This window comes from Rhodanobacter aciditrophus, from assembly GCF_042679525.1.
Taxonomy (GTDB): Bacteria; Pseudomonadota; Gammaproteobacteria; order Pseudomonadales; family Marinomonadaceae; genus Marinomonas; species Marinomonas aciditrophus.
The window spans coordinates 327,134-353,986 of sequence record NZ_JBHTMN010000018.1; the positions used below are offsets into that span (position 1 = coordinate 327,134).

Annotated in this window: 22 protein-coding genes and 10 tRNA genes; 13 read left to right on the forward strand and 19 right to left on the reverse strand. The window is 48.5% G+C overall.

What is annotated here, in order from left to right:
- Position 1: 1 nt before the first annotated feature.
- The 8 genes from ACFQ45_RS16560 to ACFQ45_RS16595 are packed head-to-tail and all read right to left on the reverse strand — an operon-like array spanning position 2 to position 9,469.
- A complete protein-coding gene (locus ACFQ45_RS16560; protein WP_377369710.1) occupies positions 2-250 on the reverse strand; it encodes a hypothetical protein in 249 nt (82 codons plus the stop codon).
- The gene (locus ACFQ45_RS16565; protein ID WP_377369712.1) at positions 241-2,994 is read right to left on the reverse strand and encodes a chemotaxis protein CheA; all 2,754 of its coding nucleotides are present in this window, start codon (positions 2,992-2,994) and stop codon (positions 241-243) included. Before ACFQ45_RS16565 ends, ACFQ45_RS16560 begins: the two co-directional genes overlap by 10 nt.
- Positions 2,991-3,362: a response regulator gene (locus ACFQ45_RS16570; RefSeq protein ID WP_377369714.1), complete on the reverse strand. Its 372-nt coding sequence runs from the start codon at positions 3,360-3,362 to the stop codon at positions 2,991-2,993. Before ACFQ45_RS16570 ends, ACFQ45_RS16565 begins: the two co-directional genes overlap by 4 nt.
- A 12-nt stretch (positions 3,363-3,374) precedes the next feature.
- Positions 3,375-4,229, reverse strand: a complete 855-nt coding sequence (locus tag ACFQ45_RS16575; RefSeq protein ID WP_377369716.1) for a CheR family methyltransferase — start codon at positions 4,227-4,229, stop codon at positions 3,375-3,377.
- A gap of 3 nt (positions 4,230-4,232) precedes the next feature.
- Positions 4,233-4,859 carry a HEAT repeat domain-containing protein gene (locus tag ACFQ45_RS16580; RefSeq protein WP_377369718.1) on the reverse strand — a complete coding sequence of 209 codons (627 nt, stop codon included), beginning with the start codon at positions 4,857-4,859 and terminating at the stop codon, positions 4,233-4,235.
- Positions 4,860-4,875: 16 nt separating this feature from the next.
- Positions 4,876-5,964, reverse strand: coding sequence for a chemotaxis-specific protein-glutamate methyltransferase CheB (gene cheB, locus ACFQ45_RS16585; protein WP_377369720.1), 1,089 nt, complete (start codon positions 5,962-5,964; stop codon positions 4,876-4,878).
- Between the two features lie 5 nt (positions 5,965-5,969).
- A complete protein-coding gene (locus tag ACFQ45_RS16590; protein ID WP_377369722.1) occupies positions 5,970-7,523 on the reverse strand; it encodes a chemotaxis protein CheW in 1,554 nt (517 codons plus the stop codon).
- A gap of 32 nt (positions 7,524-7,555) precedes the next feature.
- Positions 7,556-9,469: a methyl-accepting chemotaxis protein gene (locus ACFQ45_RS16595; protein WP_377369724.1), complete on the reverse strand. Its 1,914-nt coding sequence runs from the start codon at positions 9,467-9,469 to the stop codon at positions 7,556-7,558.
- Positions 9,470-9,832: 363 nt separating this feature from the next.
- Between ACFQ45_RS16595 and ACFQ45_RS16600 the strand changes: the two genes are divergently transcribed.
- The 11 genes from ACFQ45_RS16600 (at position 9,833) to ACFQ45_RS16650 (ending at position 11,685) form a co-directional block, all read left to right on the forward strand.
- Positions 9,833-9,909, forward strand: a tRNA-Pro gene (locus ACFQ45_RS16600).
- A gap of 14 nt (positions 9,910-9,923) precedes the next feature.
- Positions 9,924-9,999 (forward strand) — tRNA-Thr (locus ACFQ45_RS16605).
- A 34-nt stretch (positions 10,000-10,033) separates the two neighbouring features.
- Positions 10,034-10,109 (forward strand) — tRNA-Thr (locus ACFQ45_RS16610).
- A 19-nt stretch (positions 10,110-10,128) separates the two neighbouring features.
- Positions 10,129-10,204, forward strand: a tRNA-Thr gene (locus ACFQ45_RS16615).
- 17 nt (positions 10,205-10,221) lie between these two features.
- A tRNA-Thr gene (locus tag ACFQ45_RS16620) sits at positions 10,222-10,297 on the forward strand.
- A 17-nt stretch (positions 10,298-10,314) separates the two neighbouring features.
- Positions 10,315-10,390, forward strand: a tRNA-Val gene (locus ACFQ45_RS16625).
- A 34-nt stretch (positions 10,391-10,424) separates the two neighbouring features.
- Positions 10,425-10,501 (forward strand) — tRNA-Asp (locus ACFQ45_RS16630).
- 59 nt (positions 10,502-10,560) lie between these two features.
- A tRNA-Val gene (locus ACFQ45_RS16635) sits at positions 10,561-10,636 on the forward strand.
- A 34-nt stretch (positions 10,637-10,670) separates the two neighbouring features.
- Positions 10,671-10,747 (forward strand) — tRNA-Asp (locus tag ACFQ45_RS16640).
- A gap of 59 nt (positions 10,748-10,806) precedes the next feature.
- A tRNA-Val gene (locus tag ACFQ45_RS16645) sits at positions 10,807-10,882 on the forward strand.
- A 104-nt stretch (positions 10,883-10,986) separates the two neighbouring features.
- A complete protein-coding gene (locus ACFQ45_RS16650; RefSeq protein WP_452600546.1) occupies positions 10,987-11,685 on the forward strand; it encodes a dihydrodipicolinate synthase family protein in 699 nt (232 codons plus the stop codon).
- Here ACFQ45_RS16650 and hemG read toward each other — a convergent pair.
- From hemG to ACFQ45_RS16670, 3 genes are all read right to left on the reverse strand, one after another.
- Positions 11,673-12,194, reverse strand: a complete 522-nt coding sequence (gene hemG / locus ACFQ45_RS16660; protein ID WP_377369728.1) for a menaquinone-dependent protoporphyrinogen IX dehydrogenase — start codon at positions 12,192-12,194, stop codon at positions 11,673-11,675. The genes ACFQ45_RS16650 and hemG overlap by 13 nt on opposite strands.
- A 199-nt stretch (positions 12,195-12,393) precedes the next feature.
- On the reverse strand, positions 12,394-13,389 hold the full coding sequence (gene cydB / locus ACFQ45_RS16665; protein ID WP_377369730.1) for a cytochrome d ubiquinol oxidase subunit II: 996 nt from the start codon (positions 13,387-13,389) through the stop codon (positions 12,394-12,396).
- Entirely contained in the window at positions 13,389-14,795 is a 1,407-nt protein-coding gene (locus ACFQ45_RS16670; protein ID WP_377369732.1) for a cytochrome ubiquinol oxidase subunit I, read from the reverse strand. Before ACFQ45_RS16670 ends, cydB begins: the two co-directional genes overlap by 1 nt.
- 372 nt (positions 14,796-15,167) lie before the next feature.
- Between ACFQ45_RS16670 and ACFQ45_RS16675 the strand changes: the two genes are divergently transcribed.
- Together ACFQ45_RS16675 and ACFQ45_RS16680 are read left to right on the forward strand one after the other, a co-directional pair.
- Entirely contained in the window at positions 15,168-17,057 is a 1,890-nt protein-coding gene (locus tag ACFQ45_RS16675) for an ATP-binding protein (RefSeq protein WP_377369734.1), read from the forward strand.
- Positions 17,050-18,450, forward strand: a complete 1,401-nt coding sequence (locus ACFQ45_RS16680) for a sigma-54-dependent transcriptional regulator (protein WP_377369736.1) — start codon at positions 17,050-17,052, stop codon at positions 18,448-18,450. Before ACFQ45_RS16675 ends, ACFQ45_RS16680 begins: the two co-directional genes overlap by 8 nt.
- Positions 18,451-18,523: 73 nt before the next feature.
- Here ACFQ45_RS16680 and ykgO read toward each other — a convergent pair whose 3' ends face one another.
- From ykgO to ACFQ45_RS16720, 8 genes are all read right to left on the reverse strand, one after another.
- The gene (gene ykgO, locus ACFQ45_RS16685) at positions 18,524-18,667 is read right to left on the reverse strand and encodes a type B 50S ribosomal protein L36 (RefSeq protein WP_377369738.1); all 144 of its coding nucleotides are present in this window, start codon (positions 18,665-18,667) and stop codon (positions 18,524-18,526) included.
- Entirely contained in the window at positions 18,667-18,930 is a 264-nt protein-coding gene (locus tag ACFQ45_RS16690; protein ID WP_377369740.1) for a type B 50S ribosomal protein L31, read from the reverse strand. The genes ykgO and ACFQ45_RS16690 overlap by 1 nt, the downstream gene beginning before the upstream one ends.
- A gap of 167 nt (positions 18,931-19,097) precedes the next feature.
- Positions 19,098-21,209, reverse strand: coding sequence for a TonB-dependent hemoglobin/transferrin/lactoferrin family receptor (locus ACFQ45_RS16695; protein WP_377369742.1), 2,112 nt, complete (start codon positions 21,207-21,209; stop codon positions 19,098-19,100).
- A 216-nt stretch (positions 21,210-21,425) separates the two neighbouring features.
- Positions 21,426-23,162, reverse strand: coding sequence for an ABC transporter permease subunit (locus ACFQ45_RS16700; protein WP_377369744.1), 1,737 nt, complete (start codon positions 23,160-23,162; stop codon positions 21,426-21,428).
- 3 nt (positions 23,163-23,165) lie between these two features.
- Positions 23,166-24,671, reverse strand: a complete 1,506-nt coding sequence (locus tag ACFQ45_RS16705; RefSeq protein ID WP_377369746.1) for an ABC transporter substrate-binding protein — start codon at positions 24,669-24,671, stop codon at positions 23,166-23,168.
- Positions 24,672-24,685: 14 nt separating this feature from the next.
- Complete coding sequence (locus tag ACFQ45_RS16710) at positions 24,686-25,513, reverse strand: ABC transporter ATP-binding protein (protein WP_377369748.1); 828 nt, start codon at positions 25,511-25,513, stop codon at positions 24,686-24,688.
- Positions 25,510-26,238, reverse strand: a complete 729-nt coding sequence (locus ACFQ45_RS16715) for an ATP-binding cassette domain-containing protein (RefSeq protein WP_377369750.1) — start codon at positions 26,236-26,238, stop codon at positions 25,510-25,512. The genes ACFQ45_RS16710 and ACFQ45_RS16715 overlap by 4 nt, the downstream gene beginning before the upstream one ends.
- A 182-nt stretch (positions 26,239-26,420) precedes the next feature.
- On the reverse strand, positions 26,421-26,852 hold the full coding sequence (locus ACFQ45_RS16720) for a pseudoazurin (protein ID WP_377369752.1): 432 nt from the start codon (positions 26,850-26,852) through the stop codon (positions 26,421-26,423).
- Position 26,853: the final 1 nt, after the last annotated feature.

Sequence of the window (26,853 nt, forward strand, 5' to 3'; positions counted from 1 at the left end):
GTTATGGCTCCATTACACTAGCAAAGCTGGTCTGCCATAGTTTGAGCATGTCAGGGTCTTCTGGTGTCATGCTGACCGCCGGTTGTTTACACAGAATGATTTGTGTCAGGGCCGTATGGATATGGGTGACAGATTTTAGGTTTAGTTTGCCTTTAGGGTGATCTAGCAACCATTGCAACAGTTCGTCACCTTCTTCAATACTGCATACATCTTTGAACACCGCTACATTCGTTTTGTATGTTATTGGCATGACAGTAGCTCCTTAATATTGAGGATTAATAAAACTCGACCGTCTCCCAATAGAGCGGATCCTGCATAGTAGTTATATTGCGCCATCAAGCCTGCAAGGGGTTTTTGGACGATATCAATGCCTTCATGGAATTGATCCACTTTCAGCGCCACGTCTTCACCATTCAGGTTCATGATTAATAATGGACACTCTTCCAGAGGTTCCACATAGGGCAACCCCAATAAATCATGAAGGGAGATCACGGGAATCACTTTGTCTCGCAAAATGATGGCTTCCCCTTGCTTGATACGTTTTAGGCGACTGTGGGGGACCTTGACGGTTTCGACGATGTTTTCCATGGAGATGCCGAAGCATTGTTCCTGAACTTCAATCATCATGACTCGGCTGACGGCCATGGTCAGTGGTAAGAACAAACGAATGGTGGTGCCTTTACCCAATTCGCTTTGAATGGTTACGCGGCCACCTGCTTGCTGTATCAAGCCGTTGACCACATCCATTCCCACGCCTCGACCAGACAAGTCTGATACTTGTTCCGCGGTTGAGAATCCCGGAGCGAAGATCAAGTACAGGGCCTCTTGATCCGTCATAGACTCTAATTTTGCTTCATCTATGATGCCCTTGTTGTAGGCGTTGTACTTGAGTTTTTGAGGGTCCATACCGCGGCCGTCGTCGGACACTTCGATAATGACTTGGTCGTCCTTGGGAATGGCGCGAAGACATAGTGTGCCTTGGCTTGGTTTACCGGTAGATTGGCGTTCGTCTGCGGTTTCAAAGCCATGATCAAGACTGTTGCGCACCAGGTGGATCAAAGGATCGGCTAGGTTCTCCACCACATTTTTATCGGCTTCGCTTTGCTCTCCTTCTAACACCAGTTGTATGTCTTTATTGAGTTTACGAGAGAGGTCGCGTACTAACCGAGGGAAGCGCTGGAAGATGGTAGAAACAGGCACCATACGGATCTGCATCATGGTGCTTTGCATGGCTTCCGCTAAGCGATTAATGACGGCGTATTGGCTTTTAATTTCTTTTGCCAAAGCACGTACGTTAAATTCATCTTCTGCTTTCTTAGCAAGGTATGGCAGGCTATTTTTTGCCACCACCAGCTCTCCCACAAGATCCATAAGTAGGTCAATGCGTTGTTGGTCAACCTTGAGAACTTGAGGAGGCTTTTGGGTTTCGGCTTTCTCTGCCTTTGTTGGCGCTTGCGTGACTTCTGATTGACGTTGAGAGGGAGCTTGGGAAACGAGCACTTCAGATACATGCTGTGGTTGGTCTCCCGTTTCCATAGCAAGAGCGTCATCACTTCGTTGTGATTGTTCTTGTCGCACGATGGCAGCCATATCCAGTTCGTCGTCAGGATCTTGAATCGAATCAGAAGCTTCAGGAGCCTTTTCAAGGGTAGGCTCGTTTTGAGTGACCTGGGTTATAAAGTTAATGAGTGCCTCAGGGCTGTTAGCCGCAGCGATGCCTTCAAGTTTAGCCAGTAGGCTGCTTTCTTTCAGGATGTTACCCAGGATGTGCACCACCGATTGCACTCGGCTGGCTGCGTCAGAGTCTGTCGCATGATCTAGCATCTGAATTTGAGCATTGAGCAGAGTAATGTGTACGTCTGTTAAGGCGGTGCTGGTATTAGGGGTTGCTTGTTCTGGTTCATTTGCTTCTGAGTCAGAGACTTCTGACTCAATTGTCATTGAGCTAGCGGGTGCGCAGGATTCAAACTCACCGGTTAAGTAAGCCCGATGCAATTGCTCCATGAGTTCAGGTTCGGCTGCGTCCTTTTGACTAACGGCGCACATCCAGCGTAAGCAAGAGGCTTGATAGGTGTCTGGATTAGCTAATGAAAGAGAAGGCCCTAAAAGCTTCGAGATATCACTCCAATCCTGGTTTTCAATGGCCTCTGCCAGTAGCGGTTCAAGGTCTTGGAAAAGTGATGTGTCATCAGACCACTCACCCTTAGGGATGACCAAATCAGATAGGTCAATTTCGGCATAGGTTATGTCGTCTTCCACATAGCGATAATGATCTAACACAGCTTCTAGATCGGCAGTGGAAAGTACGGTGAATTGCACGTTGCACTGATAAGGGTCCAGCTCGCAGAGTTCGTTCCATGGCATGAGGGCTGACATGGCGAGGTGCTCGCAGGCGGGCGTATTACGCGCGGTGAAAAGTGGGTCATCTCCAGCAAAGAAACAATCTTGTTTTGGCACATAATGAACCATTACAGCGCTGTCATGTTCAGTGAAAACGCGATAACGATCTGCCTCAGGTAGGTTGGCCACATGCTCAGACAAATTTTCAAGGGACTGCTCATTGACCAGTGTGGCCTTGGAGCTCTCTTGGATTATAGCCGTATCGCTTGAAGCGGGGCGGATGGCTTCCAACGCGGCAATGTGAGGTTGAGCAACCTGCTCCGCATCGCTACCAAGCTCGCCGGTGGCCTCCAGCTCATCGATCCAAGCCGTGATCTGATCCATAGCGTCTAATAAGATATCTATGTGGGAAGAGGTCAATGACAACTGCCCGCCACGGGACAGATCGAGGATGTCTTCTGCCACGTGCATTAAGCTGGTAAAAGGCCCTAACTCAAATAACCCAGAAGAACCTTTAATGGTATGCATGGCCCGAAACAAGTTCTGCATGGTGGTATCGTCATCAGGGTTCCGCTCCAATGCTAAGAAGCATTGGCTTGCTTCCTCTAAGTTATCGCGAGATTCGGAAATGAAGGACTCGAGCATCTTGTTCATTGGGCACCTCCTGTTAGGCAGTCTGCGTAAGCGTGCAGCGTATCCAAACGAACCGGCTTAACCAGATAAAAATTAGCGCCAGCGGCATAAGCACGTTCACTATCGTGGTCAGCTTCTTCGGTGCTGATCATGATGATCGGAGTGGACTGAAAAGTTGTTGAGTGACGGATTTCCTTCACGAGAGTGTAGCCATCCATCTTCGGCATGTTGATGTCGATCAGAAAGAGATCAAAGGTCTGATCTGACGCTCGCTCAAGCGCTTCGATGCCATTTTCGGCTTCTTCAACCTCATAACCTAGGCTTTCCATGAGTTGTCGGTGATACATGCGTACAGTGGTTGCGTCGTCGACAATGAGTATTTTTTTCATGGACTGTGTCTCCTATACACTCGGCTTTTGATAAGCAAGCGCATGGTGGAACTTGCGAATCTTAAATAATGAAGAAATGCGGCTCATAGACTCAGAGTGGCCTAGGAAAATAAAGCCACCTGGCGCTAGGGTGTCATACAGAGATTCTGCAGCGCTGCGACGTGAGCTATCATCGAAATAGATCAATACATTTCGGCAAAAGATCAAGTCGATATCCCGATATCGCTTCATTTGTAATTGGTCGTTTAAATTGACCTGAGAGAAATGCACGCAACTACGCAAATCATCACAGGCCTGATACATGCCATCTTCTCTTTTGGTGAAGTATTTTTTCAGTAGTACCTTATCCAAATACTGAACGGATCGTTCGCTAAATAATCCTGCTTTGGCCTTATTAATAACGGCTGAGTCAATGTCAGAAGACATGAGCTCCACGTCAATGTGTTGGATAGAGGGCCAGCGTTCCATTAGGTAAATGGCGATGGAATAGGGCTCTTCCCCTGTACTTGATGGGATTGACCAAATCTTGAGTTCCCGTTTGCCTTGTACTTTGACAATTTCGTCCAGTAACTCCTGCACCATGCAGTCGAATTGATGAGACTCTCGGAAAAAGTAGGTCTCGTTCACCGTCATGGTGTTGATCAGCTGTTGTAATTCTTCACCTGATGCTTGGAAGCGCATGTGAGTGAAGTAATCTCGGAAGGTCGACGCTTGGGTCTGACGCATTCTTTCAACTAAACGTTTGTCTACGAAGTAGCGTTTGCTGTCTTCAAAACGAATACCGGTCTTACGATAAAAAAAGTCACGGAAGCGTTCAAAGTCTGCGGTTGAGATTTTTAAATTGGCGTCTTGTTTAGTCAGAGTCATGAGCTATCCGCCTTTTAAACGTTGAAGAGCCAAATCGACAATGAAACTAATATAAGGCTCATTTGGGAAGCGGACTTTTACTTGCTCAATAGCAGGCAAATGCTCTGGGTTACCGACTTCAATAAGGCGGTCAATGGCGGTCGCCACCACATTCACGTGTTCATCATTTTTGATGACATCCATAAGCCACAGGGGCGTGTCAGGGTGGGCTAGGGTTTGTAAGATGTCGATGGCAAAGATGCGCACGTCTGAGTCATCATCATGCAGCAGTGAGGAAATGTGTTTACTGACTTCCTCAGGCATGCCTTGCAAGATTTCAATGATGCCATTACGAAGTCCCACGTCTTCTGAGCGAAGAAACGGGACTAGGCCTTCAAATACTCGCGCTCCGCCTATGTACTGTAAGCTGACCAGAATGGCGCCCTTGACGCGCACATTTGGCTCACGCGCTAGTGCATTAATTAATGCTGGAGCGGCGACGCTGAATTCTTTCAGTTCCCGAGCAGCTAATCGTCGTGCGGCAGGGTCTTGGCTTTCTAGTGTTTCTAACCATTCCCGCAGGCCTTTGCCGTCGTAGGGATGCTCCGGCGCATTTTCTAGGGACATTGCGGAGGCTTTCTTAAGCACCATGAGATCACTCCTATTCTTAATTCATCACCCATTGGATAAGCTGCTGAGCCACCTTATGGGACGGCATAATGCAGCTTGCGCCATTGAGTTTGATTAATTCTTTTGGCATACCAAACACCACTGCGGTTTCTTCCGACTCGGCGATGGTGAGAGCCCCCCGTTGTTTGGCTGAGGCCATTTCCTGTGCACCGTCGTTGCCCATCCCTGTCAGCTGAACACACACCATGCGTTTAGGTGAGCAGGCTCGGTTCGCTGATTCCACCATTCTGGAGACACTCGGATGCCACAAGAATTGCTCCGATGCGGGAGCAGGTTGGGCGATAAAGCGTTTGTTGCGGCGCTGGATGATGAGATCTGCTTCCCCGCGAGCGATATACACATTCCCCGGTTTTAACTCGGTAACTGTTTCCACGTGGGTCACATTGATTGGGACCAAAGCATTGAGACGCTTGCTGAGGTTTTTGGTAAAAGAGGCGGGCATGTGTTGGGCGATCACAATGGGAGCGCTGAAGTCTTGGGGTAGCTGAGTCAAGACATCTTCTAAGGTGCTTGGCCCCCCGGTAGATACGCCAATCAAGACCAAATCAATCTTTTCTGAAGGGACGGTGGACAATGGCGCAGATTGACTGGGGGCTTTTACATGGACTGGCGGTCTTGATGTGACCTGCTGGTTGCGATAAGCAATGGGAGCAGGTTTACGTTTTGCTTTAAGGCGTGCCTTTAATGCCACTTCAATCTTAGTGATCAGCTCTGGGAAGGTGTTTTCAATGTTGAGGGAAACGGTGCCCCCTGGCTTGCAGACATAGTCCACGGCCCCCAGTTGGATGGCTTCAATGGTGGACATGGCACCACGCTTGGTTAATGATGACAGCATGATGGTTGGGCAGGGCTGCTTTTCCATAATATGGCTCAAGCAGGTTAAGCCATCCATCACGGGCATGTTTATGTCCAAAGTAATGGCATCTGGTGATAGGCGTTCTAATTTATCTAGGCACTCTTCTCCATTGCGAGCAATCTCCACACGAAAGCCGCTAGAGCGCAAAAACTCGCCAATGTGTTTGCGCATTAATGCGGAGTCATCCACCACTAGAATCAATTCATTCATGAAAATTACCCCATTTGACTGGCGATCATTTCTTGTTCGTTAGAATTCAATAGCTCTCGAGCGGACAATATCTGAATGATACGGTTACGATCCGCAAGATTTACAACTTGTCCGAGCATACGGTTTTGGTCGTCTGAGAGAGATGGCGAACTTTCGATCTGACTTTTCGACAGGCGAAGTACCTCTGATACGGAGTCCACTACAAAACCTGTTTTTACGTTGTCGATATTTACGACAAGGATGCGTTGGCGATCATTGTTCTCAATACGGCTCATGTCGAATCGGGAACGCATGTCGACCACGGGTAGAATAGTGCCCCTAAGGTTGACCATGCCGTCTATAAAGCTAGCGGTCTTTGGAACTTTGTCGAGTTTATCTGGCTGACGGGTAATTTCTTGTACGTCTTCGATGCTGATGCCGTACTCCTGATCTGCGAGTTTGAACACCACCATTTGCTCGCTATTGCTGTCGGTGTCCTCGTCTTGAATCGAAATAGAGTGGTCCATCTGACTATCCTCTTGCTGTACTTCTTCAAACGCTTTCTGAATGCTTTGGTTTTGCAGCAGGCTGCTGGGCTTTAACACCGACACAAGTCGTTTACCTTGGTCTAAACGACAAATCTTTTCGATGTCTTCACTGCTGCTGGCATCGAGTAGTTTGGGGACATCATCTTGCTGAGCCGTCGGTATGCGGAGCACTTCTTTGACCCCATCTACCACTAGGCCGACACAGGCGCTTTTCTTGCCGAACTCATTCAAATCCACAACTAGGATGCGTTGATCTTCGGATGCGCCCACGTCCGTCATACCAAATAGTGAGCGCAGGCTGATTAAAGGCAATATGCGCTGGCGCAGGTTGATTAAGCCTAATACGTGATGATCGACCCGAGGCACCTGAGAGATGTGTTCTGGTAAACGCACAATTTCTTGAACACTGCTTAGGTGGAAGGCATATTCCTGTTGCTCAATGTCAAAGCTGACCAGCATGTCTATGTCTTCTTCCTCTTCCGGTGCGGAGTCATGCACAGGCTCAACATAGTTCCCATCGGATGTTCCGTGGGATTGTACGTTTGATGTGAAGTGAGAAAACTCCAGTTCAATACATTGTCTAGGGACCAGTATTTGAATAAAGGCATCAGCGTCATTCGTGGCGATGACGCCTTGTAGAAGCTCGGCATCAATGGTGCTCTGTATGCTCTTAGCATTTTGGATATCGTTAGGTTGTACATTAATGACTCGAGACACGCGATCTACGATTAAGCCAATGTTGGCTCCGACATTCACAACCAGTACTCGAGAGCTGTCTGTATTGTCTTGGGTTTCGAAGGACAGAATGGTTCGTAAGTCCAGCACAGGTAAAACGTGGCCTCGAAGGTTCGCCAAGCCGACTAGGGCAGGCGAGGTGAGGGGGACGTCCACCATCTTAGGAATCCGAATGATCTCAACCACCTCCTGCATAGGAAACGCATAGCGCTCCTTGCCAATATAAAAGGTGACGTATTGATTCAAGGATTCATCCTGATCGTCATGCAGTGGCTCTGCTAACATAGAATTCGTCATAAGGTTCTCCGCCGAAATCGGTATTTAGGCGCTTATGCGCTTTGCAATTCGTCCGCTACAGAGGCGATCTCCTCAATCGAGATTGAGAGCTCTTCTGTACTTTGGGATTGTTGCTGGGCGGCTGTGGCACATTCTTCTGCAGCGGTACTGGCTTGTTCTGCTGCTGCGGCAATTTGTTCCATGCCTTTTTTGCCTTGGTTTACCGCAGAGGCGATCTCAAGGGCGGCTCGTTGAATCTCTTTGCTGTTGTCTTGTACTAGGACAATTTCAGTTTCGATCAGGGTTAGGTCATTCGTGGAGCGGGCTGCCTTTTCGACTTCACGTTGAGCGCTATCAGAGGTTTCTGTTAGATCCACTCTTACACGGATGGTTTGGTCACGAATGGCTTTGACTAGGTCTTTGATCTGATCGACGTTTTCTGCGGCTTCATCAGCTAAGTTTTGAATGTCTCCAGAGACCACCGCAAATCCTTTACCGTATTCCCCAGCGCGTGCTGCTTCGACGGCACCATTAACGGCCAACATGCTAGTTTTAATAGAGACTGTGGTAATGGTGTCGATGACTTTATCAATGGCACCCACCATTTGTTCCATGGACGCGATAGCATTGACGTTGGCTCTAGCGGTACCCAGTGAGTCATTAATGCCTATTATCATTTCATCCACGCTGGTTTTGTTTTCGCGAAGGAGTGTTTGGATCTTATCGACTAGCTCAAGACTCATGTTGGCCCGGTCGGATGCGAGGTCTGTCCCTTTTTCAAGCTGGTTTAGGGCGGCGGCAGATTCTTCAGCGGCAGCGGCGGCTTGTTCTGCTCCACGGCTAATTTGGCCAATTGCAGCACTGATCTCAGTGGCAGCACGGTTGATTTCTTCAATGGAGGCCGAAAGCTCTTCAGAAGATGCAGCCACTTCTTCTGCGCTCTTAGAAATGTCTGAGCTGTTTTTGAGTTCGTCAGCAATGCTTTCTAGCTCTTGTGAGGCTTGTTCTGCCCCCGTAAGTGCGATGCCTTGTTGCTCGATGGTTTTAACCACTTGCTCGGCCGCGGCGGATTGCTCCTCCGCAGCGGAGGCGATTTCTTCTGAACCTTTTAAAATGTCTTTGCCTGCCGCAAACATTTCGTTTGAGCCAGTGGCCAGCTCTTCTGCTCCTGAGCTGATCACTCCGATATCTTGCAGGATTTGGTTAAGCTGCTCGGTGACAAGCTTTCCTTTATTAACTTCTTCTAAAGCGGTTTCGGCTGAAGACTGCACCGAGTCGCTGACGCTACGGGACTGTTGCTGAATTTGGGTAATTTGATCGGCGATGTCTAAGGCGCTTTTCTCAGATACTTCTGCTAGAGATCGCACTGTGTCGGCGACGACAGCAAAGCCTTTACCGTGTTGGCCTGCTCGGCCTGCTTCGATGGCGGCATTTAGGGCCAGAAGGTTGGTTTGATCCGCTATGCGAGTAACTTGTTTAACGGTTTCGCCAATATTGGTTGCCAGTTGTTCAAGTTCAGACATCATGCTGACGGATTGAGTTTGGCGCTGACTCGCGGTACTGATGTTTTCCACTAGGTTAGAGATCTCTGTACTCACGTGCTTAATGAGTTCTTGTAGCTCATCAGATTTGGATTTTGAAGCGGAGATTAAATCTTGTTGAATGACCAGAGAGGAGTTGACCTGATTGATGGCTGCCAAACTCTCTTGGCAGGCGCTGCTGCTTTGTTCCGCGCCAGCGGCAATGCTGGTAGCAGCGCGGGTCAGTTGTTCCCGTGCGGCGCTTGCCTCGGTAATGGCACTGGCAAGCTCTGCTGAGGAGGCAGCGATGCGCTCTGCAGCTTGTTGTTGCTTAGCAACGGTGCGGGCGTGTTTTCTTTGCATATCTGCACGCCTTGCTGAAGCGGCGCTTGCGTCTTGGTTGATTGGGGCAGGTGTGCTGTCAACAGAGGATTTTTTCAGGGCCATGGCTCGATCTCCAGAAGCGTTCAACGCATACAATGTTATTTTTACTTTGGGTTGATCCCGTCTACGTGTAAAAAGCATAGAGCGTGAGGCGGTTAGAACTAGTTGACTCCTGTTTTGATCTTGTGAAGAAATTATGGCTACTGTGTAGGGTTATGTAACTCTTGCCTAGCTTATGATGAGGGTAGGGCGATCTAAGCCGCTTTTGTTAACTTAGGTTTCTGTATGTGTATAAATCACTTACGTAAAAGCCATAGAAAACGCCGATCAGAATTCTTTTAAATTTTTTTGAAAAAAATCTTCCCTTTTCAGTTTGTTATAGTAATATACGCACCCGCTGACAGGGGCAGCGCCCCAATCAGAATTCGGGGCGTAGCGCAGCCTGGTAGCGCACTAGCATGGGGTGCTAGTGGTCGCAGGTTCAAATCCTGCCGTCCCGACCAGTAAAGGTTATTTTGCCGCTATAGCTCAGTTGGTAGAGCATCTGACTTGTAATCAGAGGGTCCCGAGTTCGACTCTTGGTGGCGGCACCATACTTCTACTGGTTTTGACAGTTGTAACTGTTAAGCCGCTATAGCTCAGTTGGTAGAGCATCTGACTTGTAATCAGAGGGTCCCGAGTTCGACTCTTGGTGGCGGCACCATTAGCAGATTACAAACATTGCCGGTATAGCTCAGTTGGTAGAGCACCTGACTTGTAATCAGGGGGTCCCGAGTTCGACTCTTGGTGCCGGCACCATGAAATTGATGATTTGAGCCGCTATAGCTCAGTTGGTAGAGCATCTGACTTGTAATCAGAGGGTCCCGAGTTCGACTCTTGGTGGCGGCACCATCAATCATCAGTAGCATGGGCGTGTAGCTCAGTTGGGAGAGCGTCGCCCTTACAAGGCGAATGTCGGGAGTTCGAACCTCTCCACGCCCACCACTTTATAAGCAGTGGTAAAAGAACTTATGACAACGGAGTGGTAGTTCAGTTGGTTAGAATACCTGCCTGTCACGCAGGGGGTCGCGGGTTCGAGTCCCGTCCATTCCGCCACTTACTTCTAAAGTAAGTTGGTAAAAGAACCATCTTTTCCAAGATGTAAAACTATGAGCGGGCGTGTAGCTCAGTTGGGAGAGCGTCGCCCTTACAAGGCGAATGTCGGGAGTTCGAACCTCTCCACGCCCACCACTTTATAAGCAGTGGTAAAACAACTTATGACAACGGAGTGGTAGTTCAGTTGGTTAGAATACCTGCCTGTCACGCAGGGGGTCGCGGGTTCGAGTCCCGTCCATTCCGCCACTTACTTCTAAAGTAAGTTGGTAAAAGAACCATCTTTCCCAAGATGTAAAACTATGAGCGGGCGTGTAGCTCAGTTGGGAGAGCGTCGCCCTTACAAGGCGAATGTCGGGAGTTCGAACCTCTCCACGCCCACCATGTTTTTCTCGTTACCTTTTTTGATCGTTTCTGATCCCTCATTACATTTTATTTAAATACTTCTCATACACGAATTTTTAGATCTGCTAACTCTAGCGCTTGAGATCGATCGCGTAGGTGGCCTACCAGTGATGCTTTACAACTACCCAGATCGTATGGGCGTTAACATGGAACCAGAATTCTTTGAATTGGTTAAAGGTGCTAAAAACATCTGCGGTATCAAAGAGAGCTCTGGTGATATCAACCGTTTACACATGTTGATGAACGATTTCCCACACATACAAGTGACTTGTGGCATGGACGATCAAGCGTTGGAGTTCTTCGCTTGGGGTGCTAAAGGTTGGGTGTGTGCTGGCTCTAACTTCCTACCAAAAGAGCACGTTGCGCTGTATCAAGCATGTGTTGTTGAAAACGACTTCAACAAAGGCCGCAAGATCATGGCAGTGATGATGCCATTGATGAGTGTTCTTGAGCAGGGCGGTAAATTCATCCAAAGCGTTAAGCATGGCGTGACTTTCGATGGCCATGATGCGGGTGTCGTTCGTTCCCCATTAATGGGATTGGATGACGCAGAAAAAACGGAATTGGAACAAGTGATTACTGCTCTCGTAAGAATATTATGGAGGTGGCCCTGTCCAGTGGGTTTATTAGCTCGAGCCACTTTAGTAACTGTTTCAAGGAATACTATGGCCTGTCGCCACGAGTATTTCGTCAGCAGGCCGCTGGTTCGTAATTTCGATGGCGCCGAATCCGAGGATGTAAGTTGGACAAGGCGCTATTTCTTAGACGCTCACAACAGCTGAATACGAAGGGCAAAGCGCTCCACCTGCTGCCAATCGGTAAACTCATAGGCCTGTGGCCCCAATGCCTCACCCCCCATACGGAAGATGAGTTTAATCATAAAACGATCAAACCAACCATACTGACTAAGGTGGATTTTACCGGCAAAGACCGCCTCAAGTTTGGCCTTTACTTGCGTCTTTTGAATGAGTTTTGTGAAGTACACATTGGATTCAGGAGTATTCTTTCCTGCTTTTCTAGCCGTTGCATTAACACTGAAGAGCGCTGTTTTTTGTGTGTTGAGCAGGGTCTTATGCTGCGTCAAAAACGCCTCCATGGACTCATGATGTCGGCCATAACGCACGCTGCCACCAATAATCACCTTATCGAATGTCGATAGGTCAATATCCTTGTTTTGGGCAAGATCTCCTAAGGTTATGTCATGATCCTCTGATAAATGGTTTGCGAGATACTCGCAGATTTTCTTAGTTTGACCATCTATCGAGGCGTATAAAATCAAAGTCTTAATCATGGGAAGAAGTTCCAAATATCGATTCAACGGCAAATCGGCGCTGATTTCCCCCAAGGGGCAGCGCCGACTGGCTATAGGGGTTATAGCGCCCCGTTAATCAGTAAACGTAGACCATAGGCTAAGATGCTTATGCCAATGAGTCCACCCAGATACAATAAAACAAACCACTGCCATGACTTCAGTCGTATTGATGGTTTCATTAGTAGCCCTCCTGATAATCTTCTACCTTGCCCGCAAATACTCGATAGCCCCAAAGGGTATAAGCAAGAATCAGAGGCACAAAGATCACAATGCCCACCAGCAAAAAGCTTAGGCTGGTATCCGGTGATGCCGCATCCCAGATGGTGAGTTGATTAGGTAACAGGTAAGGGAACAGACTGACCACTAACCCTGAAAATCCTAATAAGAAGATGGCCGCTGCAAACCAAAATGGGCGAGCTTCATGATCCGTATTGTGTAAACCACGCCATGCAAACCAAGCAAATAGGGCAGACAGAATAGGCAGTGGGCTCAGGTATATAAAGTTCATGCCACTAAACCAACGCTCTCGAATGTCGTCAGAAGACATCACCGTCCAAAGACTTACCGTCACCATGGCGAGCATCACCAATACGATCAAGCGCTTGGCCAGATGTGCCGCATGCTGTTGTATGCGATCTCGGCTTTTCATATACAAGTAGCATGACCCAAGTAGAGCGTATCCGGCCATCACACTAAAACCGGTCAAAATGGCGAAAGGCGACAGCCAATACCAGCTCACGTCCGCGATCTGCTCGGCATTGACCCCTTGTACAATGGAGCCCAAGATCAATCCCTGACAAAACGCCGCCGTGGCAGAGCCCGCGCTGAACGCCAGATCCCAGTAGGGGCGAGAGCGGTGTGCCTTAAAGCGGTATTCAAATGCAACACCGCGGAAGATCAGGGCAAACAACATCAAAATGATCGGCAGATAAAAGGTAGATAAGATGCCCGCATAGGCTGCAGGAAAGGCGGCAAACAGCACTACGCCACCAAACACCAGCCAAGTCTCATTCCCGTCCCAGACGTGGGAGATAGAGCGCATCAGATGATCACGCTCTCCCTCTCGATCAAACCATGGGTAGAGAATCCCCACCCCTAGGTCAAAACCGTCCAGAAGCACATACATGAGCACGGCAAAACCAAGTAGCAAGAAATAAAACAGTATCAGATCCATTACTTTTCTCCGTCTTCATGTTTCAGGTTTTTGACCCAAGCAAGGGCGTAGCCAGGGGCTTTCATGCCGACTAATTGTTGCTCAAGGTTGGCCATAGATGGGGGGCCTTTTTTAATCAACTTACGCATAAAGTAGAGATAAACCCCAAACAGTAAACTGTAGATCACCACAAAGCCGATGAGGGTAAAGAGCACCCGCTCCGCGGGCAGAGGGGAAACCACTTCACTGGTGCGTACCAGGTTATAGACCAGCCAAGGTTGGCGGCCAATTTCCACCACATACCAGCCCGCGAGGACCGATATCACCCCAGACGGAGTAAAGAGCATTAAGGACGTTAAAAAGAACTTGTTTTGGAACAGGGTGCCACGCTTACGTAACCAAAGCGCAAGCACCGCTAAGCCAATCATGCCTACTCCTAGGCCAACCATGACTCGAAAGGACCAAAACACCATGGGCACATTAGGTCGGTCTTCTGGGGGCACGGCCTTTAAGCCTTGTACTGCACCGTCCATAGAATGGGTAAGGATCAAGCTGCCAAGGTGAGGAATACCCACTTCGTAGTCGTTAGACTCGGTTTCCATGTTTGGCATGGCAAATAGCAGCAGGGGCACATTTTCTTCTTGTGCAGGCCAAATACCTTCCATCGCTGCAAGCTTAGTGGGTTGGTACTCTTTGACGGCTAAACCATGTTGATCACCGATAAAAGCTTGTAGTGGGGTTAACACCAGCGCGATCCACATGGTCATAGACAGACCTTTTTTGGCGAAATCCACATGTTGTTTTTTGCGTAGATAATAGGCACAGACACCGGCCACAACAAAGGTCGCTGTGATAAAGGACGCCAACAGCATGTGGGTGAAGCGATAGGGCATGGAGGGATTAAAAATCACCTCAAACCAATCCGCCACGTGGAACTGCCCATCCACAATGGTGTAGCCCTGAGGGGTCTGCATCCAAGAGTTCGCCACAATGATCCAAAACGCAGAAATCCAAGTACCAATGGCAACGATCACGGTTGAGAAAAAATGTACCTTACGGCCTACGCGCTGCCAGCCAAATAACATGACGCCTAAAAAGCCAGCTTCCAGAAAGAAAGCGGTTAATACTTCATAGGCCATTAAAGGGCCGAGCACTGGTCCGACAATATCGGAGAATTTAGAGAAGTTGGTGCCGAATTCATAGGACAAAACAATGCCTGACACCACGCCCATACCGAAGGTGATGGCAAAAGGTTTTATCCAGAACTTAGCCAGTTGTAAGTATCTTGGGTTATGGGTTTTGAGCCATAGACCTTCCCAGATGGCGATCAAGGTCGCTAAGCCAATGGTGATGCTGGGAAAAATAATATGGAAGCTCACCGTAAACGCAAATTGCATTCGGGAGAGCAGGGCTGTATCGAGTTCCATAAGGGTATCCGTATAAAACGTTATAGGGGCATGTCCCCTGAAAATGATTGAACGATTGCTTATTACTGGCCTCGGTCTATCCGTTACGCACCTTGATGGCTCCTAGCCAGCGGCGAAATGCCAATGGCGTGATGGCTAAGGCAATGATGCTGAACAATACGGCGGCATCGATTAAAAAATGGCTGACTAGCATAGGGTGTCCCTCTAAGGTTTTTTGATATAGGTCACTTTGATTGACCTATAGCAACCCATGTGCCAGAAAATAATAAAATTTAAGTGTTTGATTTTATTGGTTTTTAAATAATATTTGATCGGGGTGTAAACTAAGTTTACGATTGTTGGACGAATTGTGGTGTAAACGAGGTTTACGTTTTGACGTTATTTATTGCGTTTGAGATAGCCATCTGGGTCACCAGTGTTTGTGGTGTTTTGGTGGGGGCGTGGTTGGTCTGGCGCGGGCGAAAGCAAGGAGATCTAAAAGCGCTGGCGGGTTTTGCTGTGATGATGGCCCTTTGGTGTTTTGGACATTTAGCTCTGTTTCATAACTTACAAACCCTAGGCATGGTGTTACTGCTGGCGAATCCACTGATGCCTACTTTTTTCCTGCATTTCGCTATTTTGTTCGTCAATGAAGGGGCCGCATGGCGGCCTTGGCTGTCCATTATCGCCCGTAATATGGGATGGATTTATGCCACCAGTGTCTTGATCGTACTCTTAAGTATTTGGGGCGGAGCCGGTGATACGGTGGCCTTGATGGGCGGTCGCCCTTTCTTTGTCTTTAATGAATTAGGGGCGGTCAACCTAGGCTACACCATTTTCATTGGTGTACTGGGACATGGGGTTTTGTTGCTGGGGTGGCGCCAGCATACGGGGAATAAAAAACGCTCGATTTTGGCTATGTTTGGGGTGGCGGCTTGGGGGTTGCTGCTTGCGACCAGCTTTGTGTTTCCTTCGTTTGGTATCAATGTTTTCCCTTACCCCATGTTATTACTCCCAAGCTACCTGCTGTTGTTGGTTTATGGGGTAGTGCGTTATCAGATCCTAGATGTGAACCGATTTGCTAACCGTGCCTTGCTTGCCCTTGCCATGATGTTGGTGATCTTGTGTGTGATCGCTGTATTTGGCACTTTGTCTGGCCGATTTGGTTTGCAGGCGCTGACCACTGTGCCTGTTTGGCAACTGTGGCTATATTCCTTGGTGGTGTTGCTGGTTGCGGCCACGGTTTATCCCTGGTTGCGTCGTGTGACTGAGCGTTTGGTGTTTCCTGGTGCGGTCTTGAACGAAAGTGTTCTAGAGAGCTGGAACCTTGAGTTAAACAAAGCGGAATCTTGGTCCGACTTATTGAACCAAGGGGGGCAATTGTTAGCTCACCATTTGCGTCAGCCAGTCGGTATCTATATGCAAGATTCAGACGCTTCAGAACCCCTCTACTTGTCAGTCGAAAAGACGGCTAATGGCTGGTATGTGCAGCCAAGCCAAACGGAAGACCTGAGTCCCGGTATGCGTCTCACCTTAGAGGTGTTCAGTTCTATTTTTGCGACTAAGTGTGCCGCTTTAGAACGCTCTTTAGCCCTAGCGGAAGCAGAACGTAAGCGCTTAGACGAGCAGCATTTAGTTGAGTTGGGCAGTTTGTCTGCAGCCATGGCCCACGAATTACGTAATCCACTGAATATTATTTCTATGGCGTCATATAACTCGCCACCAGAGACTAAGCGTCACATTCAAGAGCAGCTTACTCGAGCCGATCGCCTTGTCAGTGACATGCTGGTGTATTCTGGCAAGTTGACCCTGCAATATCAGTCGGTCGCCATTAAATCCTTGGTAACAAATGTGCTAAGTGTCTTGAATATGGAGTCGGTACTTATCACGGTGCAAATCCCACCAGAGCTAGAGGTTCAAGGGGATATCCATCGGTTACAGCAGGTGTTTATTAACTTGATTGATAACGCTTTGGCCTATGTGCGTAATCAAGAGGGCGGTTCTGTGTGCATTGAAGCCCATATGGAGCAGGACGCCTGTGTCTGCCGTATCCACAATAATGGTCCTGCATTGGATGCCAGCATAAAACAAGACGATTTATTTCGACCTTTCGTGAGTAAACGTCCCGGTGGTAGTGGCTTAGGGCTGGCGATAGTACGTCGCATCATGGATGCCCACCATGGGATCATTAGTCATCGAGAAGACCTAGGTTGGCCAGTCACCTTTGAATGCCGCCTCCCCAAATCCCCACAGCAAGCGTCAGGAGAAACCTCCCATGTCTAATAATGGCTACATTTTACTCGTGGATGACGAGCCTGCGTTCCGTGAATTAGCGGGTGGCTGGCTGACTCAGCAAGGTTTTAAGGTTAAGACTGTTGGTTCGATTCATGAAGCAATTGAAGCAAAAAAGGTACAAGGTGCACCGGATCTTGTGCTGCTAGATTTGTCCTTACCTCCATACTTTGATCCTCAGAAAACCCTATTAGCCATGCCTGAATTTGATGGCAGTCCGGTGATTATTATTACCGGACATGCAGAGCGAGAGTTGTCCTTGCAAGCCATTTCTCAAGGGGCATGGGACTTTATCGCCAAGCCGATTGACCCTGATATGTTAGCGGTGGTGGTGCGTCGTGCTTTGGCTAAAACCCGTTTGGAGCGGGAAGTTGAACGTCTACAACAAAGTGCTCCACAGCAAGGCGCAGAGTCCTATCTTGGTATTTCTCCTAGCGCTCAACGGATAAGAGCTCTGATTGAACGGATCGCTCCGACGGATGTAAGGGTATTGGTTACTGGGCCTTCGGGAACAGGTAAAGAAGTGATTTCTAAAGCATTGCATGACTTGAGTGCTCGTAAAAAGTCACCCTTCATATCCGTGCATTGTGGTGCTATTCCGGCGGAATTGTTAGAGAGCGAGTTGTTTGGCCATGTGAAAGGGGCATTTACCGGAGCTGAAAAAGACAAACAAGGGTTACTTAAATTGGCCGATGGGGGCACCTTATTTTTGGATGAAATAGGGGAAATGCCAGCCCCCATGCAAGTTAAGCTGTTGCGAGTGCTGCAAGAGGGCAGTTTTTATCCTGTGGGGGGACGCCAGTTAGAAACCATAGACGTAAGAGTGATCTCCGCCACCAATGCAGATCTAACTAAGTTAGTGGAACAGGGAACCTTTCGTGAAGACCTGTATTATCGAATCAAGGGCGTGGCGATTGAAACCCAAGGCTTAAACGAGCGTCTAGAGGACGTTCCTACCTTGTTGCAAAGTTTTCTAATGGCCTTGGAAGCAAAGCAAGGAAAGCGTTTACAGCTGTCTAATGAGGCCTTGCAGTGGTTTCGACAATGCTCTTGGCCTGGGAATGTGCGGGAATTGAAAAACACACTGGAGAGTGTGGCGGCCATCAGTGTGGCTGGGCAAATCACCTTGGCGGAAATCGAGCTACTGAACTTTGCTGGCGATCAAAGTTTCCAGTCTCCTGTGGCAGATGAACATGCCATCAATGAACCCACTTTGGATCGTACCCTTGAAGAACAGGTACAGGCCTTAGAAGTCACCTTGATTCGCTCCGCGTTAGAGAAAACCGAACAGAATAAGACTCAAGCGGCCAAACTTTTGGGGCTATCGCGACAAGGATTAATCAAAAAAATAGAGCGCTACCAGTTAGGTGAGGGGAGTATTTAGCTTCTTACAGGACAGATATTGGGTTGGAAAAGGACGTAGCAGCGGTTGCTGAAACGTCCTTTTTTTATGGGGTTTAAGACTTTTTGCCGCCACGTCCCTGTACTGCTTTGAATCTAGGGTTAGATTTACAAATGACAAATAGACGACCACGTCGCTTTACCACTTGGCAATCAGGATGGCGTTTTTTGGCTGTTTTTAACGAAGCTAATACCTGCATTATCGAGATCCTTTTAATTGTCGAGAGCCAAAGCGGCGCTTGAAGTTTTGTACTCGACCTTCTAATTGAGTAGCGCGCTGTTCACCCGTGTATACAGGGTGGGAAGCGGATGAGATATCAATGGTGTGATACGGGTAGGTGTTACCGTCTTTCCACTCAATGGTTTGGTTGGTTTGCAGGGTGGTTTTAATTAAAAAATACGTGTCTACGCTGGTGTCATGGAAAACCACTGTTCTGTATTCCGGATGTATGTTGTTGCGCATTATGGGTACCTCCTGTTAATTGTGTTATATCATAACATTTTATTTATTTAAGTAAATGATAATTATTACCATTAATGGCTTTGGAATTATTTTTTGATATACAGGCGGGGAGAGAAGGAGGATCCGCTCGCCACCTGAGGCGACGAGCAGAAAGGTTTTGCAGGAACTTAGAAAGAAACCGTCACATCGATACCGAAATTGCGTCCGGCGCGGGTATAGCGATTAAGATTGGTGCTGGTATCTGATAGATTTCGCACGTCATTCCAGACCACATATTTTTCATCAAAGGCGTTAAAAATGCCGGCGTTAATGGTGACATTCTCTAAAGGCTTCACATAGGCCGTTAGGTCAACCAGAGAATAACTTGATGTCTCTAGCCATTGATCTGATTCTGCTAAGTCTGAGCTGCTTTTCTTTGCTACCCAAGTGAGGTTAAGTTGGCCACCCCAGACTTCTGAAGGCGCATCGTAACCCAAGCCAGCCACAAGGCTAAATGGCGCAATAGAGGCGAGAGGCTCGTTATTTTCCTTGTCTTCACCTTCAGCGTAGGCCATGGCGCCCATGGCAGACCACCCTTGGCCTAAGGTGCTATCTAGATTTAGATGGCCTTTGGCTTCTACCCCTTTGATCACTACATCGCTTAAGTTGGCGGTGGTGTATTCGCCCCAAGGATTGCTTGCGGTGGCACCAAGGGAGTAATTACTCTCGATGAAATTAGTGTAATCGTTATAGAAGGCAACCACTTCAGCGCTACCTGCTTGACCTTCCACTCGGATACCTAGCTCTGTGAAGGTGCTTTCTTCTGGTTTAAGGTCTGGGTTAGGGATGATGGCGTAGCCACGACCACTGTTGTAGTAGTAATACAATTCGTCCAATTTGGGCGCTCTAAAGCCTGTTCCATACTTCCCAAATAAGCTGGTTCGTTCCGTCAGCGCGAACTCTGCTGCCAGTTGTCCTGTGAGTTTTTCAGTATTACTGTCGGCATAATCGTCGGATAAATCGTCCCCATCGGTTGAATAACCGTAACTGTCGTATCTCGCTCCAGGCACTAACGTGAGTCGGTCTGTGATCTTCCAGGTGTCCTCTAGGTAGATGCCTGCCATGTTAACGTCCGCTTTCGGAGAAAAACGAGAGGTAGAGTTACTGGTATCTTCACTTAGATTATCAAGAGATTTATTGGCTAGGTTAAAGCCGTAGCCGAGGCGGTGATTACCGATGTTCTTAACTAAGTCTGTGGATAACGAAAGTGCCTTTTCTTCGTAGTATCGATCCACTTCTCGTAACGATGTGGTCTCGATATCGGTACGGTTGGTGGTTTTAGTGACCTGATAATCCAATTGCCAAGTGAGTTTGTCGCTTATTGGAGTGGCTTGTTCATAGTCTTGGAAAATCCCGAAGCGCTGACGTTCTCTGTCGTCATCGGCACGGCGCATTGCGCTGTCTGAGCTCTCTGAGTAAAGGTCGGCGTTGAAGCTTTGGTGGTAATGTTCTGCGACAACACCAATCCGGTTGGCTGGATTAATGTTGTAAATGCTTTTTACTAAGATGTTATCGCTGTCTTGTTCACTCGGATCCACTGACTGTCGTGTGGCACCCGTGGTTTGATCAGACCCAGCATCACCGTAGTAGTTTTCCCCTTCATTGCCATCCCTTCTGGTGTACACCAATAAAGACTCTAATTTGCCAGTGCGGTTGGCAGCCGTAACGGTTTTACTCAGCTCATTTGAAGCGCTTTTATAACCGAGTTTGAAGGCCCCATAGGTGTCATTGCCTTCAGGATTTAAATAGTTGTCCGGATCTTTGGTCTCATAACGGACTGAGCCACCAAAGGCACCGCTACCTGCAGTGACGTTGCCACCTTTTTCGATCTGTACTGCCTGAAGGGCATCAATGTCGAGGGTATTGCGCCCAGTGCGTAAATAAGTGCTTGTTGGAGCGTAACCATCCGCTTGATCTACGCCATCGACACTGATCTTAACGCGGTTACCATCAAGGCCTCGGATCGTCACACCACTGATGCCAAAACGTGAGTCTTGGGAGGCGTCTACCCCAGGCTCGTAGCGCAATAGGTCATCAAGGTCTCGAGCGAGCTGAGCATCGATCTGACTTGCCTCAATTTCCTTTTGAGAACTGCCTAGATTTGTTTGTTCAGTGGTTTGTTCGGCTTCAACAGTGATCGGTTGAAGTTGTGTGGAAGCCCCTTCGGAAGCCGCATTAACATAATTAGACACAAGTACAGCGGCCGCAATTATTGAAAGGGAAAAGCAATTATCCTTCATGGCGATTGATCTCTTTAAATTAAATGCAAATGTTAAGAAGATGTCAGTATAAAGAAATACTAACGAAAATGATAATGGTTATTGTTTGCGTAAGTGGTATGGCTTAAATATTAAGTGTTCAAAAACTGTGAAGGTGCTTTCTGAGGAGGTGCTTTTCTGAAGAGGTACTTTTCTTAGGAGAGACGAAATAAAGCCCAGAGTGGGCTTTATTTTTGGTTAATCATCGAATAGCAGATTGATAGCGACACCAAAGAGAACCAGACCAAAGATAGGGCTAAGTACGCCTTGGGGAGCCCGTTCAATGTAAGGTAAGTTTTCGGCAATCATAAGCCCCCATTCAGGCGCGGGTGGCTTAGCGCCTAGTCCGATAAAGCTTAATGCCGTCAAGCTCAGGGTCGTGACAGGCAAACGCAGCAATGCATGGCGCAGTAAGGGCGGTAGTATGTATGGCAATAGGTAATGGCGTAAGACTCTCCATTGGCTGGCCCCCCAAACTGGGGCTAGGTGTGTATAGGGTTGCGCTTTGGCTTCCATGATTAAGCTAGAACAATGGGCTGCTAGTGGCGCCCAAGAGACCAATACAATGGCGATCAAAGCACTATAAGGGGTCATGCCAAAGAGTCCAGCGATCAATAGACCGGCAATGATATAGGGAATGGCTTTAGTGACTTCAATAAAGCCTTGGGTATAGCGTGCGAAAAAGCCCATTACTAGCCCCACAAGCAAACTTAGTGCTGTTGCTAAGATCCCCGCCTGGAAGGTCGAGATCATACCAGCCCCTAAACGGGCTAATAAATCGCGACCGAGTCCGTCGCCACCAATGGGCGCTGCTAGGCTAGGTGCGGCCAAACGCGAAAACTGGGACAGGTAAGGGTCACGAAACGTTGACCAGATCACGATTCCAATCAGGCAAACGAGTATTCCTATTCCTGTGTTGCGCTTGATTTTACTTTGGGTGAAGCGAAAGCTGGAAGGGCTGCTGATAAGCTTTCCTGCTTTTAAGCTTTTTCCCAAAATAAGTTGCTGAATGAAAAGTCCGGTACAACTGATAGCAATAGAAATCGTTAGCAGAATGAGCAAGCCCCCTTGGAGCATAGGCAAATCCTGAGCCTTGGTCGCCCCTAAAATCAGACGACCCACCCCTGGGATCGAAAAGATCTGCTCTACTGCCACGGCCCCTCCGGTGAGGCCGATAATGATCATGGTGATTTGTGGGATCAAACTGCTGATGGCTTTCTTAAGTGCCCCTCGAATGATCAAGCTTGGCGCGACGTTGGCGCTTAGCCAGGTAATGACCCAAGGCTCTTTGAGGACGCGTCTTAAACTGTCCCCAAGTAATCGACTGAAGAGACCTGTAGCCGGTAGGGCAAGGGCAAGGCTTGGCAGCCAGATGTTTTCCAAGCCCTGCCATCCGTAGGGCGGAAACCAGCCGAACCACACCGCAAAGACCAGTATTAAGACGGTTGCGACCACGTACTCAGGTAATGAAATGAGTACAGTGCTTAGACTGTTATGGTTAGCGGTGTTAGATCCCTTGCGCCACACCAACATACGCTGCAAAACGGCCAAACCACATAGCACAAAGGTAAGCGCTAGGGTGCTAGACATTAACAGCAAAGAAGTGGACATAGCGTGTAGAAGCCCTTCTGCCACAGGGGAGTTATCGATCCAGGATCGCCCAAGATCTCCCTGTAATGCATGGCTGGCCCAGTCCCATAAACGCTCGCTGGCAGTGCGATCCAGCTGGAGATCTGCTCGCACCGCTGCCAAGGCTTCAGGTGTCATCAGTTGTGATTGACCTGCCCGAGCACGCAAAATGGTCTGGCTGGGGTCAATGCCCGCGATATCTGGCATGAGACCTAGGATAATCACCACAATCACAAGTGCTGCGATGCGAGATAGCCAAGGGGTTAGCGCAGACATGGCTGGAAATAGGGCTTCTACAGAACGCATCGGTTAATTAATTTCCGTAAATTGGTTAATCAAACGACGTTCACTTGGGTCACGTACCACGTTGGAAACACGGCTAGTTTCCCCTTGGATCACTCGCTCATGCAGCATAGGGATGGCTGCATAGTCATTCAAAATCGCTTGTTCCGCTGCAATAATGGCTTGATTACGTGGCGCACCAAGCGGTTGTAGGTCCGCGTGTTTTAGAGCTTGGTCTACTTGTTCTGAGCAATACTGACCAATGTTAAACGAGCCAGCACAGCTGAAGTCACTCATCATATAAGCAACTGGATCCCCTGAATCCAATACCGTGGCGCGGGACAAGATAAAGGCATCAAACTTACCTGCAAGGGCATCATTTTCGATTTGTGCGTACTCACGAATATCCAACTCTACGGCAAACCCAACGGCTTCCAGCTGTTGCTTGAGGAGTGCTGCCACTTCGGGTAACTCGGCTCGGTCGGTGAAGGTGCCAATGACAATGGATTCTCCATTCGCTTTTAAGCCCTCTGTCAGTTGAGGACGCTCAGGTCGGATAGGCGCAGCCCAGGCGAGGGCAGGTCCTAATAAACCCTCTGCAATGTCCGCATGGCCTTCGTAAACGGTATTCACGATCTGCTCACGATCAATGGCTGCCGCAGCGGTTTTGCGCATCTTAATGTCATCAAATACGCCAGATTGGCTGTTTAGGTATAGGGTGTTGGTACGGGGCATGGCTACTTCTGTTAGCAATGCTGGATCTATGGTGGCGATTTGAGCCACGGGCACGGCTTCTACCACGTCTGCTGTCCCTGTTTTTAAAGCCGCTGCTCGGGCAAAACCATCTGGTACGTATTCAGCAAGAATGGTTTCAATTTTGGCTTTTTCACCCCAGTAATTGTCGTTTCGCTCTAATTTGGCGCTTGTGGTGCCATTGATTTCTAGCAGTTCAAAGGGACCCGTACCGGCACTGATTGGTACTACTCGGCCGTCTTCCTGATAGGCGCTGGGAGCCAAGATCGCCAGTTGCGGACTGGACAAACGACTTGGTAATAGGGGGTCAACGAATTGGGTTTTGACTTCCACTTGATAGTCACCTAATGCTCTGACTTCAAGGTCGATGCCATCTAAAATGCGAGGCTTAGGAGCGGCATCAATGGCTGCTTGCAGTGAGTTCACCACATCTTTTGCTGTTAATGGTGCGCCATTGTGGAAGCTTACGCCTTCACGAATGGTGAAGTGCCAGACCAAGGGCTCTACTTGTTCCCAGGCTGTCGCCAGCATTGGCAGTGCTTCCGATTCCGGGGAGAGGTTGACTAAAGTCTCGGCAGTGCTCCAACGAGACAGCTTAAACGCATCATCTGACAAGGGTGACAGCCCTGTGCGCGGAGGCTGCATCATTGCAACCCGAATTTGGGAGCTTTTGCCCGCGGCTGTGCTGCTGGTTTCTTCAGCGGTTTCTGGTGAGTCAAAGCAGCCCGCAAGAGGCAATGCTAGAGCCATAGCAAACGCTAGTTTATAAGTGGTGCCCATGAATTGATCCTTCGTTAAATGGTTGGTAGGGGGTGATGTTTGAGAGATAAGCAAGGTTGCGCAGCAATCAGTGCCTGAGTTGTGGTATGACTCGGTTGCTGCATGACCTTGGTTGTTTGATTGTGTTCAATGACTTTGCCGTGACTGAGTACCAGCATTTCATCGCATAAGGCTTGTGCTGCGGTAAGGTCATGAGTCACTAGCAATAGCTTCATATTGCGGCGTTCTTTTAGTGAATTGAGCAGGTCGATGAGTCGTTGACGACTGACTGGGTCAAGGCTGCTGGTGGGCTCATCTGCTACAAGAATTTGTGGCTCAAGCACTAATGCCCGCGCTATGGCCACCCGCTGGGCTTGGCCCGTGGATAGCTGCCCAGCATTAAAGTCGAGCAGTGTTTGGGAAAGCCCAACATCTTCTAGGGCACCATGGATGAGGCTCTCATGGTCGCCGCCGATCCCCATATTGTTAAGGGGCTCTGCTAAGATCTGGCGGACACTATAAAATGGATTCAAGCTGGTATGAGGTTCTTGGGGAACCAAGCTCATGGCTCGGCAAATGGCCCGTTGATGACACTTAGACGTTAACGGCAAAGTCTGACCAAATGCGGTGACACGTCCACTGGAGGGTTTCTTCGAGCCAAAGAGTAGGTCGATCAAAGTGGATTTGCCTGCTCCGGAAGGACCAACAACCGCTAGGCTGTTTTGCCCAAAGTTGAGGGTAATCTTATCTAGGGCTTTGTACTCTTTGCCACCAAGCCATTTTGGGCGATTGTAAAAAGAAACGCAGACGTCATCGAACTGAATTCCTTTACCGTCGAGCATGAGTGTATTAGGTACCTTCATGAAATGAGATCCCTTAGTGAACAGCAAAACTGATGGGTACTACCCGCCAGTGCTTCTTTTGGCGGCCCAAATGCCAGCATCTGTCCATCGTCTATCAGCAGTAACTTGTCACACTCCAAGGCGGTATGAAGATCATGGGTGATGAGCAGTCCAGCTAGTTGGTTATCTTTCACGCTTTGGCTGAGCAAACGCAAAATCTCTCGCTCTGTAATAGGGTCTAATGCGCTAGTGGGTTCATCTGCCACAAGTAGGTTGGTGCTGCTGAGGAGTCCAACGGCGATACAAATACGCTGCCGTTGCCCCCCTGACAGCTCACTGGGAAGCTTACCTAGAGTGTCCTTTGGTGATTCAAACCCTAGTTGTTCTAAAAGAGACACAATGGTTTGTTTTTGAGCTTTATTAGGACGGGTCCGGCTAGATGTAAGTGCCAGTGTCAGTTGGCCTCCTACACTGACTAATGGGTTAAGTGCTTGCAGGGCATCTTGGAATATAAACGCTGGGCGCTGGCTAGCTGCCCGTTGAATCAAAGGTACATTGGCCACTTCTGAGCCATTGATGCGAATACTTCCTTGAGCCGTTAAAGCGCTGGGTAAAAAGCCTGCAATGGCCCGTGTGAGCATGGATTTACCAATGCCAGAAGGCCCCATAATGGCAATCAATTCTCCCGCATGAGCGGAAAAAGAGATGTCTTGAAACAGGTTTTTTTCTTGGGATGAAATGGTCAAACCTTGGACCGCTAAGAGCGCAGGTATCACAGGAAATGCAGCCGTTTTGATATGTTATAATGTAACGGCGAAATTTATCACTTTTTACCAAGTGGCAGAAGACCTAATAACGCAAATCTAAGAAATAAATATGGATTTAAAAAAGAGAAGAGAGGCCGCCTCTGGCGGCCAAGTGAAGGAGGTTACTGTTGACTGTAATGAGTCTTAATTGTCTGAATGCGTTGTTTGGCCCTTGAGGGAAGTGACTTTGGGGCTTGGATGGCAGGTAAATCCTTTTTACCCACTTGAATCACCATGACCATTCCCATGGCCATATGAGGCGTACACTCGATACCGTAAATACCAGCTTTATCAAAGGTCATTTCAATTTCTTCGTTGATATTGCCACGGTATTGCTTGGCATCCGCTGGCCACATACTGACGATGGCGGCAGCATTGTGTCCAGGGGCCGTACGTATGAACTTTACCGTGTCCCCCGGCTGGATGTTTAAATAGCTGGGCTCGTACGACATGGCACCTAGGGCATTACGATTCACCATCTGAACCTCGTAATGAGCGGCCTGAAGGCTGTTTATAGCAAACATAAGTAGTAGGGCTGTAAAAAGGTTCCGCATA